This is a genomic window from Caulobacter segnis (genome assembly GCF_023935105.1).
GTDB lineage: Bacteria > Pseudomonadota > Alphaproteobacteria > Caulobacterales > Caulobacteraceae > Caulobacter > Caulobacter segnis_B.
Window position 1 is genome coordinate 3,219,268 of record NZ_CP096040.1, and the last position, 15,937, is coordinate 3,235,204.

Genomic DNA, 15,937 nt, shown 5'->3' on the forward strand with positions numbered 1-15,937 from the left:
GCCCATCCAAAAACGGGCAGCAACCAGCGGTAAGGCCAAGCTATCGGCAATTTTCAGCTGCGTTACAAAATGGCGACACTCTGGCGCCATCGGCAATTTTCTGCCTCGAAGAGCAGCTTTGGGATATTGCGCCGTGCCAAGCGAGCCGCTCTACTCTCGTGACGATTGTGCTCATCGACGAGGCGCAGGTGCGGATTTACTCTAGAGCGTCTTGGCTGGCTGTGCTGAGCGTGGGCCTGGCCTTAATGACGACACTGGCGGCGCCGCGACCCGCCCTCGCCGCTCCGCCTAGCGCCAGGGACTTCACGCGCTACGCGGCGCTGTCGGACGTGGCCATGTCACCGGACGGCCAACACATCGCCGGCTTGATCTCAACCGACGGCGAAGAGCGCCTGCTTGGAGTCTGGAAGACCGCGCACCCCGAACAGCCGCCGTTCGTGATCGCCTCGCGGCACATGCGGCTGATGAGCGTGAGGTTCGTCAAGAACGACCGCCTCGCCGTGGTCGTGCAGCAGACCATAACGGTGGGCTCGTACAAAGGTCACCTGAGCCAGCTCTACATCACCGACCTGAAGGGCGAGAACTGGAACACGGCCCTACCCAAGGCGCGCACGACCACCGACGACGCCGAATTGGCGCAGCGCACGGGTGTTCCGATGATCCTTAGCCGCCTGCCCGCTGATCCGCGCCATATCCTGGTGATGGACACCAATGGGGACGGGGCTGGCGACGTCTATCGCGCGGACGTCTATAGCGGCGGCGCCGAGCTGGTCGAGCGCGGTTCGGAAAAGTTCGATCGGCTGCAGGCCGACGCCAAGGGCCAGATCCGCGCCAAGGTCCAGTTGGACTACGAGGACGGCAAGGCCGTTTACGTCCAGTGGATCCGCAACCCGAAGGGCGACTGGGAGCCGCACTTCCGGTCGTTCTTCAAGGACCGCAACCTGTTCGGCGTGGTCGGCTTCAGCGACGATCCCAACATCGTCTACGTCGCGGGAACGCAGCCTGGGGCCGACAAGTCCGGCATCTACCTCTACGACGTCACGGCCCGAAAGATCCTGGAGCCGGCTTTCGAGCATAAGCTGTTCGACGCTGACGGCGTGGTCCAGGACGCGTCGGGCCAGCTTATGGGCTTCACCTATTCGGGCCCCAACAACGGAATCTACTGGATCGAGCCAAAGCTGGCGGGCCTGGACAAGGGCGTTCGCGCGGCGTTGGGCTTGAAGACCACGCCAGTGGCCTGGACCGATCCGGGAACCGGGCAGAAGGCGCGGATCGGCGTTGCGGACGGCGCCGACCTTTCCGTCGCCTCGTGGTCAGACGACCACAGCGCGATCATCGTCGAAAAGTCGGGTCCGCGCGAGCCTGGCGAATTCTACCTGTTCACCGCCGATGGCAAGCTGTCGCTGCTGGGCAAGGCCCGTCCCTGGATCAAGGCCGAGGCCCTGGGCGACACGCGGCTCGTGCAATACGCCGCGCGCGACGGCCTGATCATCCCCGCGTTCCTGACCACCCCGCCGGCTTCGGCTGGCCCAGGCCCCTACCCCGCCATCGTCCTGCCTCACGGCGGCCCTTGGGCGCGTGACTGGCTGCAATGGGATTTCGGCGGCTGGACCCAGTACTTCGCCAGCCGCGGCTACGCGGTGCTCCAGCCTCAGTTCCGAGGCAGCGAAGGCTGGGGTCGCAAGCTCTGGACCGCTGGCGACAGCGAGTGGGGCCAGAAGATGCAGGACGACAAGGACGACGGCGCCAAATGGCTGATCGACCAAAAGATCGCTGATCCCCGGCGCATCGCGATGTTCGGTTATTCCTACGGTGGCTATTCGGCCCTGGCGGCCAGTATTCGACCGAACGGTCTGTACCAGTGCGCGGTGTCGGGCGCCGGCGGCAGCCTGGCGGACATGAAGCACGTCACCGCCGAGAGCCGTACGATGCGCGAATACCAGCGCCCGTTCGTCGGTGGCTTGGACGCGATCAAGAACGCCAAGGACGCCAAGATCCCGATCTTCCTCTATCACGGCGAGCGCGACACCAACGTCGACATCAAGGAGTCCCGCAGCTTCATCGCGGGGCTCAAGGCTGCGAACAAGCCTTACAAGTGGCTAGAGATCAAGGATATGGGCCACAGCTACGATACGATGACCCCCGCGATGCTCGAAACTCAGCTCGTCGAGATCGAGAAGTTCTTCGGCTCCGAGTGCAAGCCGGGCGGGCTCTAGGCGTCGCTCGCGGAACGCCCCCTCCTAGAACCGGACGTTCAAGCGCTTGGGCGACCGCCTCCGAGCGAATGGATCGAGCGCCAAGAGCGCTGTCCAACATCGAGGCTCGCGCCGACCGACTACTCCTGTCGCAGCGCCTCGCCGGGCGAGGTCGAGGCGGCCGACCAACCGAGGCCCGCGACGGTCGCCAATCCGATGATCACCGCGCCCCCGGCGCCGGCCAGGAAGATCCAGGGACTGACCCCGACCGGATCATCGAACTGCGACAACCACTGCCTCAGGGCCCAATACGCCAGCGGCCAGGCCACCAGACAGGCGATCAGGATCGGGCGCAGGAACTGTCCGATCAGCAAGGCCGCCACCTGCTCTCGTGACGCCCCCAACACCTTGCGAAGCCCAACCTCCCGCGCGCGTCGAGACGTATTGAACGCCGCCAGGCCATAGAGCCCGATGCAGCCCACCCCCGCCCCCACCGCCGCGCCGAGGCTGAAGAGGTTCGTGCGGTCCCGCTGAGGCTTGTAGTAGCGGTCCAGGTTGGCGAGCGCGGTCTTCCCCTCGAACGGAACATCCGGCGCCGCCTGCCGCCAAGCCGCCTCTAGCCGCGCCCGGATCGTCGCCTCGTCGACACCGGCATAGCGCACGATGGTGATTGGCCAGGCCGACGGCCAGTACGCCGGATGGGCGTTGAAGGTGTAGAGCCTGGCGCGCACCTTCTCGGTGGGGCTGTAGAAGCGTGTGTCCTCGACCACACCGACGATGCGGGACTTGCGGCCGTTGAAATCGATGATCTGATCCAACGCCGCCTCGGGCGAGGCGTATTCGAGATCTCGCGCGGCGGCGCGGCTGATGACCACGTTGGTCACCGTCTCGGGACCGGCGTTCGGGACGTATTGCTCGTCGCCGCCATGCGCGGCGTCCAGCAGGCGGCCAGCGATCGGCTTGATCCCGAGTGTCCGGAAATAGTCGGGACCGATGGCCGCCCAGTTCAGGGTCGGCGACAAGCCCAAGCGTCCCGACCGATCCAGGCGGGTGGCTGTCGAGTTGCTGTCGATTGCGTTGTCGGCCGGGGCGCTGGTGCTGGCTGTGAGGCCGGTGACGCCCGGAATGCGACTGATCGCCTGCCAATAGGTCTGACGCTGTTCGGGCTTCACCCCAACGCCGCGCGTTGCGGTGACCAGATAAAGCCCGTCGCGCCGGTAGCCGAAGTCGGCGTTCCGCATGTGCTGGATCTGGCCCACGAAGCCCAACATCAGGATGAAGGCCGCGACCACCGCGGCGAACTGAAACACGACAAGGCCCTCACGCAGCCGCGCGCCAAAACGCCCCCCGCTTGGCGCGCGGCTCGAGGCCAGCACCTGGGCGGGCTTGAAGGCCGCCAGCATGAAGGCCGGATAGATGGCCGCGATCAGGCCAGCGCCCAGCACCACGCCGAACACGGTCGCCACCCAGGGTCCGTCTCGCCGGTAGTCGAGAACCAGCGACAGGCCAGCCGCGACGTTGATCAACGGCAAGGCCAGCTCCACGATCGCCAAACCTATCAGGAAGGCCAAGGCGATCGTGATGGCCGCCTCGCCCAGGAACTGCAGCCGCAGAACGCTCGGCCCGGCTCCGAGGCTCTTGCGGACAGCCACCTCGCGCGCACGCAGACCGGCGCGAGCGGTCGCCAGGTTCACGTAGTTGATCAGCGCCAACGCCAGGGCCGCCACGCCAACCAAGCCCAGGGTTTCGATCGCCGCCCGTTGCTTGGGATCCAGCAGGTGAACATCGCGCAACGGCACGATCTTCAAGGCCAGGATCTGGTGGGGAACGACGGCGTCGCCGAAGCTCTTTCCGGCCTCGCGATCGACGAAGGCGGGCAGTTGCGCCTCGAATGCACGCGCCTGTCCGGGCTTGTCGAACTTGAAGAAGGTCAGGAGCTGAATTGAACCCCAACTGCGCCAACTCGTCTGGTCGGCGAGGCGAGCTGGCGTGATCAGGCTCACCAGATCAAGCTTCAGCTCGGTGTTCTTGGGCAGCGCCTTGATCACGGCGCTGACCGTGTAGACGCTCCGGCCCCATGCGTCGGAAATCTCGAGAGACCGCCCGATCACATCGACCGAGCCGAAGTATTTGCGAGCCAGATCTTCGGAAATCGCCACGCGACTCGGATCCGCCAGGGCCGTGCGCGCGTCGCCCGACAAAAGGGGCGCGTCGAAAAATTCGAGGAAGTCGGCATCGACCAGCTCCAGCTGCTCGGCGGTGGCGACCCCGCCCTTGTGGACGATCACCTGCTGGTTCCAGTCACGCACGCCGCGCAGATCCGGAAAATCAGTCTTCATTTCCTCCAATAGGCCGCCCATCGCGCCAACCCGGGTGTCATGGGGGAAGCCTGGGATGTTGAAAGCGATTCCGCTGGCGTAGATTCGATCGCGCTGGGGTGTCCAACCCTCGTATCCGGTCTCGAACCGATAGAGCAGGCTCAGCGTCAGGAACGCCGCCACGCCCAGGCTCAGACCCAAAAGGTTTAGGCCGGCATAGAGCGGCCGACGGGTGAAGGACCGCCAGAAGGCGATAAGGGTCGATCTCAGCATCCGCCCGTCCTCACAACACCTGGGCGACGGAGGCGACCAGCCTGCCGTCGAGGATGTCGATCCGCCGACCGGCTTGATCGGCGTGGCTGGGCGAGTGGGTGACCATGACGATGGTGGCGCCGGCCGCGTTCAACCCCTTGAGGATTTCCATGACCTGCGCGCCGTTCTCAGTGTCGAGATTGCCTGTCGGCTCATCGGCCAGGATCAGGCTGGGCTCGCCGACGATGGCGCGGGCGATGGCCGCGCGCTGCTGCTGGCCGCCCGAAAGCTGATGGGGAAAGTGTCGGGCTCGGTGGGCCACGCCCACCCGGTCCATCGCCGCCTCGACCAGCGTCCGGCGCGCGCCCTGGCGCCCTGGCCGGTAGAGCAGGCCCAGTTCGACGTTCTCGGCGATCGTCAGGTCATCGACCAAATTGAAGCTCTGGAAGATGAACCCCAAATGCTGAGCCCGGTGCCGGGCGAGAGCGGCTTCGCTCTGGGTCGCCAGATCGGCCCCGTCGAACAGGTAACGACCTGAGGTCGGCCGATCGATGGTTCCCAGGATGTTCAGCAGGGTGGACTTTCCACACCCCGAAGGCCCCATGATGGCGACGAACTCACCTCGCCGGATGTTCATGGAAATCTCGTGCAGGGCCGTGGTCTCGATCTCGTCGGACCTGTAGCGACGCGAGAGGGATTGAAGTTCGATCATCGGTCAGCCTCTCGTGCGAAGTCTCAGAATCTTGGCTTTCAGGAGGTCCTGGGCCCCGGCGACGACGAACCGGTCTCCCGGCGCGAGGCCGCCCAGAACTTCGACCTGTTCGGGATTGCGCCGGCCGATCGTCACGGCCCGGCGCACGGCCTGCCTGCTGTCGGGCGACAGGACAAACGCCCAGGCGCCGCCGGTCTCGGCCAGCCACGCGCCGGGCGGCGCCACCACGGCCACGTCGGACCGCCCCAGAGAAAGGCGCAGGTCGATCGCCTCGCCGCGCTTCAGATCGGCCGGCTGGGCGCCTAGGAATGCCAGATCGACCGTCACCCGCCCCGCCGTCACTTGCGGATAGATCTTGGCAACCCGGATCCGCACGGGACGGCCATGGACGTTCGCGTCAGCGCTTTGGCCTACGGTCAGGCGCTGGAGATAGAACTCGTCGACCTGGGCCTGGAGCTTGTAGACGTCTTCGACATCCACCTGTCCAAGGCTCTGTCCGAGGGTCACGGCCTGACCCGGTTTGAGATCAAAGGCGGTCAGACGGCCGGCGGTCGGCGCGCGAACGGTCAGGACCGAGCGCCCCGCGCCGGCCTGGACCAGATTGCGCCGTAGGTCCTCGCTCGTCCGGGCCGCCTGGGCCCGTTGCGCGGCGTAAAACACCTTGTCGGAGGCCTGCCCCGCCGCCAGCGCCGCCAGCCTACCGCGCTGATAGGCGACCTCGTCGACGAAGGGCCGGATCGCGGCCGGGCTGAGCAGATCGCGCGCCAGAAGCACCTGACGCTTATCCAGTTCCTGCTGGGCCTTGTTGAGCGCATGAGCGGTATCGGCCAGGGCCTGTTCGCGCGCTTCCTCGGCGCTCTTCAGGGCCATGATGCGGCTGGCGTTGTCGCTGATACGGGCGGAAATGTCGGCCTCGCGTGTGGCGACGTCCAGGCTCATTTGGGGATTGCTCAGGACGGCCAGGACCTGTCCCGCGGTGACACTGTCCCCATCGCTCGCGCCAACCCGCTCGACCCGGCCCGAGGCTTCGGCCGCCACCAGCGTGGTCTGGGCGGGAACGGCCTCGGCGCGCACCGCGGCATAGTCGATATAGGGCGCGCGAACGACCTCGCCGACGGTCAGGGTCTCGGCCGCTACAGTCACGGTTCCGGCCTCGGGCGCGAAGATCCAGGCCGCCACGACGGCGCAGGCGACCGCCGCGCCAGCCGCGCCCAAGCGGTAAGCACGCTTGGCGTGCCAAGGCCGGGCTACGCGCCGGTCCATGCCGCCGCCAGCGTCGTCGTCAGGCGTTGAAAGCAGGGCGCTCGAGTTCATGCTGCTAGGCTAACGCACTGCGCTCAATAGGCATAAACATATGATTTTACTTGATTTATTGATATTTTTGGCGCGACAATCACCTTCAACGACGAACGAAAGTGTGCGATTCCGAACATGTCCGAAGGCCGTCCCAAGGTGCTCTTTCTCGACGACGACCCCGACATCCTGGCGTCGGCCAAGCTTGTTCTCGATCGCGGCGGCTTCTCGTTCGAAGGCGTCGAGACGCCTGCAGCGGCGCGGGCCCGCCTCGACCAGGGAGACGTGGATCTGCTGCTGCTGGACCTCAACTTTCGACGGGGCGACACCTCGGGTGAGGCGGGCCTGACTTTCCTGGAGGCCGCACTGGCCGCCAGCCCCGAACTGCCGATCGTCGTGGTCACCGGGCATTCGGGCATGGCGATCGCCATCCAGGCCATGCGGTTGGGCGCGCGCGACTTCGTGGTGAAACCGTGGAACAACGAGCGCTTCGTCGGTTCGGCAAAAGCCGCGCTCCAAGCGCCTTCCCGCGCGCCAATCCCCCTCGCCTCGGCGGACCTCAATCTGGAGCGCTCCGAGCGCGCCCTGGTCCAGGCCGCCCTGACGCGGCGCGGCTTCAACGTGTCCCAAGCGGCCAAGGACCTCGGCATCACCCGCGCGGCCCTGTATCGCAGGATGGAAAAGCATGGGCTCTAGGTCGCTCGCCCCCCTGCTAGCGATCCAGTTCGCGCTCTTCCTGTTTGGCGCCCTGGCTTGGCTGGCCTTCACCCGGGACCTTTACGCCAATGCGATACTTTGCGTCCTGGTGGCGGCGGCTCTGGCGGGCGGGCTCTCTCAGCGCCTGCTTTACGGCCGCCCGCTCGCCGTCCGCACGGAGCCTGCCGGCCAGACCTATGCGGCGGATCTCAGCCGCAGACGGCTGCAGTTGCTCCTGGATCAGACGCCCTCGCCGCTGCTGCTTCGCGGAGACGTCGACCAGATCATCGCGGTCAACCGCGCCGCGCGCCGGCTCTTCGACACGCCTTATGCCCTCTCCCCGCAAGCCCGCCGCACCCTGGCCGATAACCTGCTTCCGGGCGACCCGATCTCTCCCATTCGCTGGCGAGATGCCGTCTACGCCGTCAACCGGGCCGAACTGGTCGAAAACGGCGAGGCGACAGACCTCCTGGCGCTGACGGACATCTCGGCTGACGTACGGGCCGCCGAGGCCATGGCGCTGCGAGATCTGCTGCGCGTGTTGAACCATGAACTGATGAACGCCCTCACCCCCGTGGCCTCGATGAGCCGCAGCGCGCTCGATCTGCTGCGTGAGGGCGGAGAGGAGAACGCGAACACGGCGATCAAAGCCCTGGAGAGGGTGGTCGCGCGCACGACGGGCCTCCAGGACTTCATCAACGCCTATCGCGCGATGACCCGCCTGCCGCCGCCCACGCGCGCGGTCGTGGCGCTGCCGATTTGGTTCGACGTGGCCTGCGAGAGCTTCCAGGCTCAATGGGCCGACAAGGGTGTCGTTCTTGAACGCGCGCCTCCGCCCGACGTCGAGGTCCGGCTGGACGAGGACCAAATGTGGCTGGCGGTCGGCAACCTCATGAACAACGCCGCCCAAGCGGCCTTGGAGCGCCCCGCGCCTCGTGTCCGGTTGACCGCGGATAGTGTGGAAGGTCGCCTCGCCCTTACGGTCGAAGACAGCGGACCTGGCATCGCTTCCGATCAGATCGATAAGATATTCCTGCCGTTCTATACGACGAAGCGATCCGGTTCCGGCGTGGGGTTGAGCCTGTCGCGCCAGATCATTCAGGCTCACGGCGGTGCCTTGAGCGCCCTGCCCCCGGCCCCAGGCGACCTCCCCGGAGCAAAGTTTCGCTTGATGATCGAAGCCGGAAACTGAGCCGCTGATTAGAGGCGCAACGGGCCATTTGGCGATCAAGCGCACGACGTATTTCGCGGGATCTTAACCGCGTAATCGACCCCAGTTCTACCGATCGAACTTCGTCGACAGGATGATCGAGGAGGTGGTGCGCTCGACGCCCGGCAGGTGGCCGATGCTGTCGATCACCTCGTCCATCCGCGCGACCGAGGCGGTGGCCGCCACGGCGATCATGTCGAAGTCTCCACTGACCGAGTGCAGGACGCGCACCTCGGGGATGGCCCGTAGCGCGGCCTCAACCGCCCGGCTCTCCTTGGGCGCAACCTTGATCATCACCTGGGCGCGTACGGCGCCATGTTCATGATCCGGCGCCAGACGCACGGCGTAGCCGACGATCACCCCCTCGCGTTCCAGGCGCTCGATCCGGCTCTGGACCGTCGTGCGCGAGCGTCCCACCCGGCGGGCGAGGTCGGCCGTCGAGGCGCGGCCGTTTTCGCGCAAGGCCGCGAGCAGCTTCTGGTCGACGGTGTCGATCGTCACTTCGCCAATGTTCCCCTGCGTTCTGCCGACATCTTCCCGGCATTTCGACGATCGCGCCACTATGAATCGCTTATGCGCCTCGCATCATGGATCCGCGTCTGTCGCGGGAGAGTGGGACACATGAAAGAGGTCGTGGTTGTCGGGGGCGGCAAGATCGGGTCGATGATCGCCGAATTGCTTGCCGGATGCGGCGGCTATCTCGTCACCGTGGCTGACGCCTCGGCCCAGGCGCTGGAGCGCTTGGAAACCAGCGCGCCGGTGAGCAAGGTCAGGGTCGACATCACAGACGAGGCGGCCCTCGAAGGCCTGCTGGCCGGCAAGTTCGCGGTGCTGAGCGCGGCGCCTTTCAACCTGACCGTGGCCATCGCGCGCGCCGCCAGGGTCGCCGGCGCGCACTACCTGGACCTGACCGAGGACGTGGCCAGCACGCGGGCGGTCAAGGCCATGGCCCAGGACGCTCGCAGCGCCTTCGTCCCGCAATGCGGCCTGGCGCCGGGCTTCATCGGCATCGCCGCCTACGACCTGGCCCAGCGGTTCGACGAATTGCACGACGTGCGGATGGGCGTGGGCGCCCTGCCGAAGTTTCCGTCCAACGCCCTCAACTACAATCTGACCTGGTCGACCGACGGCCTGATCAACGAATATTGCGAGCCGTGCGAGGCCATCGTCGGCGGCGTGCGTCGCGAGACCCAGCCCCTGGAGGACCGCGAGGAGTTCGCTTTGGACGGGGTGCTGTACGAGGCCTTCAATACCTCGGGCGGTCTCGGCACGCTGTGCGAGACCCTGGACGGCCAAGTGCGCAACCTGTCGTATCGCACGATCCGCTATCCGGGCCACGCGGCCCTGATGAAGGCCCTGTTGCATGATCTTCGCCTGCGCGAGCGGCGCGAGGTGCTCAAGGACATCCTGGAGAACGCCCTGCCCGCGACCTTGCAGGACGTGGTGATCGTGTTCGCCAGCGTCAGCGGCCTACGCGGCGGCCGGCTGATGCAGGAGACCTACGCCCAGAAGATCTACGGCGCCCAGATCGGCGGTCGCTCGCGCAGCGCCATCCAGATCACCACGGCGGCGGGAATCTGCGCGGTGCTGGACCTGCTGGCCGAAGGCAAGTTGCCCTCGGCCGGCTTCGTGCGCCAGGAGGACGTGGCGCTGGCCGACTTCCTGGCCAATCGCTTCGGGCGACGCTACGCCCCGACCCAAGTCGCCGACATCGCCGCCTGACGTGCTGAGCTCTCGCCATCTGGCCGCGCTCGAAACCCTGCTCGGGCCGTCCGGCCTCGTGCTGGATCCCGCCGCGCGCGCCGCCTACGAGACACCAGCCCGTTACGCCAAAGGCGTCGCGGCGGCGATCGTGCGGCCAGCCACCACCGCCGAGGTATCGGCCGTGATCGGCTATTGCGTGCGCGAAGGCCTGGTCTTCGTTCCACAGGGCGCCAATACGGGCCTGGCCGAGGGCTCGACACCCGACGCCAGCGGCCAGCATCTGGTCCTGTCGCTTGAGCGCCTTGTGGACACGCTGGACATCGACACCGCCGATCGCACCGCCACCGTGAGCGCCGGCGTGCGCCTGTCGGCCCTCAATGCTGCTCTAGAGCCGCACGGTCTGTTCCTGCCCATCGACCTGGGCGCGGATCCCAGCCTGGGCGGCATGGCCGCCACCAACACCGGCGGCGCTCGCTTCCTGCGCTACGGTGACATGCGTCGCCACGTGCTGGGCCTGGAGGTGGTGCTGCCCGACGCCGCGGGCACGGTGCTGACGCTGTCGCACGGCCTACGCAAGGACAACGCCGCGATCGCCCTGCGCCAGTTGTTCGTCGGCGGGTGCGGGGTGTTCGGCGTGATCACCAAGGTCACGGTCGAGGTCCACCATCGCCCCCGCCAGACGGCCGCCGCCCTGCTGGTACCCCGCGACATAGACGCGGTGCTGCCGCTTCTATGCGCCTTCGAGGCGCAGGCCGGGACGATGCTGACGGCGTTCGAAGGCATGTCCAGAGCGGCCATGGAGCGGGCCATCGCCCACGTGCCATCCCTCCCCAATCCTTTCGCCAACGGGATCCCCGACTATGCCGTGCTGGTCGAGCTGACCCGCGCCTGGTCGCCTCGCGAGGGCGAAGCCAGCCTGGACGAAACGCTCCAAGAGATCGCCGGCCAGTTGCTGGAACACGATGACGCGCACCTGGCCGACGCCCTGTTCGGTCCGACGACCAGGATGTGGACCCTGCGTCATGCCTTGTCGGAAGGCTTGAGGGCCAGCGGCCCGGTGCTGGGTCTCGATCTCAGCTTCCGCCGCCGGGACCTGGCGCGGTTTCGGACCGAAGCCGTAGCGATGCTGGCCACGGATTTCCCCGACTACGTACTTTGCGACTTTGGCCACGTCGCCGACGGGGGGACCCACTTCAACCTCGTGGGCCCGACCGACCCGGACCGTCGCGCGGCCCTGCGCGAGGCGGTGCTGACCCTGGCCATCGACGGCTATGCCGCCAGCTTCAGCGGCGAGCACGGCCTGGGGCGCGCCGTTCAAGACGCCTACGACCGCTTCACGCCGCGCGCCGTGCAGGACTACTCTGCCGCCGTGGCGGCTGTATTCGGGCGCGGATCGGCCAGCATTCGGTTGGCGCCCGCCACGTCTTCCACTCCCTCTTGCCAGGACTTCCGATGACCTCCCTGCCCTCCGCCATCGCCGACGCGCGCGCTCTGCTGGCGCGCCTGGGCGTCGATCCCGCCGTTCTAGACGGCGGCTCCTTGGCCGCGCGCTCGCCGGTCACCGGCGAGGTCATGGCGCGCCTGCGCGAGCACACCGCCGGGGAGGCCGCCTCAGCGATCGAGACAGCCCACCAAGCCTATCTGGCCTGGCGCAAGGTGCCCGCGCCGCGTCGCGGCGAACTGGTGCGCCTGCTGGGCGAGGCGCTGCGTGCGGCCAAGACCGATCTGGCCGCTCTGGTCACCCAGGAAGCGGGCAAGGTCGTCTCCGAGGGCTTGGGCGAGGTGCAGGAGATGATCGACATCTGCGACTACGCCACCGGCCTGTCGCGTCAGCTGTTCGGTTTGACCCTCGCCACCGAGCGTCCGTCGCATCGGATGATGGAGACTTGGCACCCGCTGGGCGTCGTGGGGGTGATCAGCGCCTTCAACTTCCCGGTCGCCGTCTGGTCATGGAACGCGGCCCTGGCCCTGGTCTGCGGCGACGCCGTGGTCTGGAAGCCGTCGGAAAAGACCCCGCTGACGGCCCTGGCCGTCCAGGCCCTGTTCGAGAAGGCGCGCGCGCAGTTCGGGCCCGACGCCCCGGACGGCCTGTCCACTTTGCTGATCGGCGGCCGCGCCGTGGGCGAGGTTCTGGTCGACCACCCCAAGGTTCCGCTGGTGTCCGCGACAGGCTCGACGGCCATGGGTCGGCAGGTGGGGCCGCGCCTGGCCGCCCGCTTCGCCCGCGCCCTTCTGGAGCTGGGCGGCAACAACGCCGCCATCGTCGCGCCGTCCGCCGACCTGGACCTGGCCCTGCGCGGCGTGGCCTTCGCGGCCATGGGCACGGCGGGTCAGCGCTGCACCACGCTGCGTCGCCTGTTCGTGCATGACAGCGTCTACGACGCCTTCGTGCCCCGCCTGAAGGCCGCCTACCCCACCGTTCCCGTCGGAGACCCGCGCGCCAGCGGCGTTCTGGTCGGGCCGCTCATCGACAAAGCCGCGTTCGACGCCATGCAGGAGGCTCTTGATCAAGCCCGGGCGGCCGGCGGCGAGGTCACCGGCGGAAGCCGAAGCGATGTGGCCGGACCGGAAGCCTTTTACGTGGCCCCCGCCCTGGTCGAGATCGACCACCAGGCCGACATCGTCCGGCATGAGACCTTCGCCCCGATCCTCTATGTCATGCGCTACACCGATCTGGCGGACGCCATCGCCGCCCAGAACGACGTGGCCCAGGGGCTGTCGTCGTCGATCTTCACCTTGAATGTCCGCGAAGCCGAGCAGTTCGTGTCGACGGAAGGCAGCGACTGCGGCATCGCCAACGTCAATATCGGTCCCTCGGGCGCCGAGATCGGCGGGGCGTTCGGCGGCGAGAAGGAGACCGGCGGCGGCCGCGAAGCGGGCTCCGACAGCTGGAAGGCCTACATGCGTCGCGCCACCAACACCATCAACTACGGAACCACCCTGCCGCTAGCGCAGGGCGTGACCTTCGACGTCTGAGGCCTGAACCATGTCGCATCTTTCCACCCTCGTCAGCTCAGCCCTGGGCCAGAAGGCGGCCGTCGCGATCCTGGACGTCCTGGAGATCGTCCCCGCCCTGGCCGCCGAGACCGACGGCCCGGTCTCGCGCGGGGTCTTCGCCATGGCTCTGAACGCGGTGCTGTTCCACGACGTCATGAACCGCGTGCCCTTGGGCGCGGCCTATGTCAGCGAGCGTCGGGCCGAAGGGCATCGGATCCTGTTCGACCACGGCGCCTTACGGACGATCGATTTCGGCGACGGCCCGACCGGCGCCTTGCCGGCAGGGCATCAGGCGTTCGCCCGCATCTTGCAGCCGCTGGGCTATGAGGTGGCCGATGTTTACCCGCTGGATCGCCTGAAGATGACCGGCCGGGCCTACGCCCACGTCGACCTGCCCGAAGCGATCCCGCAGTTCTTCGTCAGCGAGCTGCATGTCCAGCGTTTCTCCCCGGCTTTCCAGGTGATCGTCCACGCTGTGTTCGACTCTTCGGCGGACGTCCTGGGTGAGGCGGCCACCACCGCGCTGAAGGCCTTCGCGACGGATGGTGTCTGCGATCTGGACGAGGCGCGCGCGGCCCTGCCCCAGATCGTCGCCGCCTTCGCCCGCACACACGGCCCGCTGCGCCTGGAACACTATGAGGCGCTGAAGGCGGAATCCGCCGAGGCCGCCTGGATCGCCACCGAGGGCCAGGCCTTCAACCACGCCACTGACCGTGTCCCTGATGTCCAGGCCGTGGCCGAGAGTCAGAAGGCGCTGGGCCGACCGGTCAAGGACGCCGTCGAGATCTCCGGTTCGGGCCGCGTGCGCCAGACCGCGTTCAAGGCCCAGCCGGTCTCGCGCACGTTCGTGACCGACGCCGGCGAGCAGACCCTGACCGTCCCGGGCTCGTTCCACGAGTTCATCAGCCGCGACCGCTTCGTCGACGAGCATGGGGTCGAGCGGCTGGACCTGCGGTTCGACAGCGGCAACGCCCAGGGCATCTTCAAGATGACGGAAGCGGCCTAACCGCCCGGTCGCCAGCTGGCCCGGCGCACGACCTGCCCGGGCCGCGCCTGGGTCGGGACGCCTTTGTCGAACACGACGACGCCATTGACCCAGACCGTGCTGACGCCGGTCGCCAAGGCGTTGGGGTGGTCCAGATCCGAACGGTCGGCGATGCGCGCGGGATCGAACAGGACGAGGTCGGCGTGATAGCCCGGCGCGATGGTTCCTCGCTCGGCCAGACCAAGCTGAGCCGCCGTCTGAGCCGACATCTTGTGAATGGCCTGTTCCAGGGTCAGCAGGCGCTTTTCCCGGACATAGACGCGCAGAATCTTGGCGAAAGCTCCGAACCCTCGCGGATGCAGGCCATGTGTCATGCCGTCCGAACAGATCACCGCGTGCTTCCAGGCAATGAAGGCGGCGATGTCGGACTCGGCCATGGCCGAGCCGATCACGGCGTCCACTCGCTCCACCTCCGGATGGGTCGCACGGTAGGCTTCCGACTGCCGGGTCAGCGCCAGATAGGTCTCGACAGGATCGGCATGCCGCTCGGCCGCGATCTGGGCGATGGTCTTGCCGACCAGCGAAGGATCAGGCGCAAACACCGCGATCCGCAGACCCTCGGGCGTGGTCAGCTTGGTCAGGGCGAAGCGAGCGGCGGCGCGATCCTGGAAGTTCCGCTCCGGCAGCAGCACCGACAGATTGCTCTGCCAGTAGCTGTACGGATAGACGTCGGCGGTGATGTCCACGCCCTGCGCGCGGGCGGCGTCCAGCTTGGCGAGGATCCTGGGCGCCTCGCCCCAGCGATCGACCAGGCCGATCTTCAGGTGCGAGATCTGCACGGGCAGCTTGGCTTCGCGGCCGATGGCGATGATCTCGTCGATCGCCGCATCCAGCTTCACGTCCTCGCTGCGCAGGTGGCTAATGTAGCGCCCGCCTCCCGCCGCCGCCGTCTTGGCCAGGGCCACGACCTCTTCCGGCGGCCCGTAGATCCCTGGATCGTACTCCAACCCCGTCGACAGACCCAGCGAACCCGCGCGCAGGTCCTCGGCCAGCTCTGTGCTCATGGTCGCCATCTCGGCCGGCGTGGCCGCGCGCTTGTAGTCCTGGCCCATGGCGCGGGCGCGCAAGCTGCCATGGCCGGTATAGGAGGCGACATTGACGGCCAGGGGCGAGCGCGCCAGCGTTTCGAAATAGGCCTTCAAGGGAAGAGCGGACTCTCCATCTTGACCCACGACGATGGTGGTCACGCCCTGGGCGGTCAGCGCCGCCATCTCCGGCGTCTTTTCCGCTTGCCGATCATGATGACTGTGGGCGTCGATGAAGCCCGGCGCCAAGGTCAGTCCCTTGGCGTCGACGACGGTTTCGCCCCGCGAGGGCTTGAGTTGGCCGACGGCGACGATGCGGTCCTGGTCGATCCGGATGCTGACCGAGCGCGCCGACGCGCCCGAGCCGTCTATCACCTTGGCGTGGACGATCAGCGTCGACGCAAGGGCGCTGGATCCCAGCAGGCACGCCACGGCCGCGCCCAGGGCCGAACGGAACAGTTGAACTCTCATGCGCCCACGCTCTGTTTCA

Annotated in this window: 12 protein-coding genes; 7 read left to right on the top strand and 5 right to left on the bottom strand. The window is 67.3% G+C overall.

Going from position 1 to position 15,937, the window contains the following annotated elements:
• Positions 1-158: 158 nt before the first annotated feature.
• Positions 159-2,216 carry an alpha/beta hydrolase family protein gene (locus MZV50_RS15120; protein WP_252630053.1) on the top strand — a complete coding sequence of 686 codons (2,058 nt, stop codon included), beginning with the start codon at positions 159-161 and terminating at the stop codon, positions 2,214-2,216.
• Positions 2,217-2,335: 119 nt separating this feature from the next.
• On the opposite strand, the gene MZV50_RS15125 is transcribed toward MZV50_RS15120, so the two are convergent.
• From MZV50_RS15125 to MZV50_RS15135, 3 genes are read right to left on the bottom strand one after another with little or no spacing between them, the layout of a single operon-like run.
• Complete coding sequence (locus tag MZV50_RS15125) at positions 2,336-4,786, bottom strand: ABC transporter permease (protein WP_252630054.1); 2,451 nt, start codon at positions 4,784-4,786, stop codon at positions 2,336-2,338.
• A 10-nt stretch (positions 4,787-4,796) separates the two neighbouring features.
• Positions 4,797-5,477 (bottom strand): ABC transporter ATP-binding protein, encoded by a 681-nt coding sequence (locus MZV50_RS15130; RefSeq protein WP_252630056.1) that lies wholly within the window; start codon positions 5,475-5,477, stop codon positions 4,797-4,799.
• 3 nt (positions 5,478-5,480) lie between these two features.
• Positions 5,481-6,740, bottom strand: coding sequence for an efflux RND transporter periplasmic adaptor subunit (locus MZV50_RS15135; protein ID WP_252630057.1), 1,260 nt, complete (start codon positions 6,738-6,740; stop codon positions 5,481-5,483).
• 168 nt (positions 6,741-6,908) lie between these two features.
• On the opposite strand from MZV50_RS15135, the gene MZV50_RS15140 reads away from it, so the two are divergent.
• Together MZV50_RS15140 and MZV50_RS15145 are read left to right on the top strand one after the other, a co-directional pair.
• On the top strand, positions 6,909-7,466 hold the full coding sequence (locus MZV50_RS15140) for a response regulator (protein WP_252630059.1): 558 nt from the start codon (positions 6,909-6,911) through the stop codon (positions 7,464-7,466).
• Positions 7,456-8,658 carry a sensor histidine kinase gene (locus MZV50_RS15145; RefSeq protein ID WP_252630060.1) on the top strand — a complete coding sequence of 401 codons (1,203 nt, stop codon included), beginning with the start codon at positions 7,456-7,458 and terminating at the stop codon, positions 8,656-8,658. Before MZV50_RS15140 ends, MZV50_RS15145 begins: the two co-directional genes overlap by 11 nt.
• 87 nt (positions 8,659-8,745) lie before the next feature.
• On the opposite strand, the gene MZV50_RS15150 is transcribed toward MZV50_RS15145, so the two are convergent.
• The gene (locus MZV50_RS15150; RefSeq protein WP_252630062.1) at positions 8,746-9,177 is read right to left on the bottom strand and encodes an Lrp/AsnC family transcriptional regulator; all 432 of its coding nucleotides are present in this window, start codon (positions 9,175-9,177) and stop codon (positions 8,746-8,748) included.
• A gap of 120 nt (positions 9,178-9,297) precedes the next feature.
• On the opposite strand from MZV50_RS15150, the gene MZV50_RS15155 reads away from it, so the two are divergent.
• From MZV50_RS15155 to MZV50_RS15170, 4 genes are read left to right on the top strand one after another with little or no spacing between them, the layout of a single operon-like run.
• Complete coding sequence (locus MZV50_RS15155; RefSeq protein WP_252630063.1) at positions 9,298-10,398, top strand: saccharopine dehydrogenase family protein; 1,101 nt, start codon at positions 9,298-9,300, stop codon at positions 10,396-10,398.
• 1 nt (position 10,399) lies between these two features.
• Positions 10,400-11,836: an FAD-binding oxidoreductase gene (locus MZV50_RS15160; protein WP_252630065.1), complete on the top strand. Its 1,437-nt coding sequence runs from the start codon at positions 10,400-10,402 to the stop codon at positions 11,834-11,836.
• On the top strand, positions 11,833-13,356 hold the full coding sequence (amaB, locus tag MZV50_RS15165; protein WP_252630066.1) for an L-piperidine-6-carboxylate dehydrogenase: 1,524 nt from the start codon (positions 11,833-11,835) through the stop codon (positions 13,354-13,356). Before MZV50_RS15160 ends, amaB begins: the two co-directional genes overlap by 4 nt.
• Positions 13,357-13,366: 10 nt before the next feature.
• Complete coding sequence (locus MZV50_RS15170; protein WP_252630068.1) at positions 13,367-14,383, top strand: 2-oxoadipate dioxygenase/decarboxylase family protein; 1,017 nt, start codon at positions 13,367-13,369, stop codon at positions 14,381-14,383.
• Here the strand turns inward: MZV50_RS15170 and MZV50_RS15175 are convergent.
• Positions 14,380-15,918 (bottom strand): N-acyl-D-amino-acid deacylase family protein, encoded by a 1,539-nt coding sequence (locus tag MZV50_RS15175; RefSeq protein WP_252630070.1) that lies wholly within the window; start codon positions 15,916-15,918, stop codon positions 14,380-14,382. The two genes, MZV50_RS15170 and MZV50_RS15175, sit on opposite strands and share 4 nt — an antisense overlap.
• Positions 15,919-15,937: the final 19 nt, after the last annotated feature.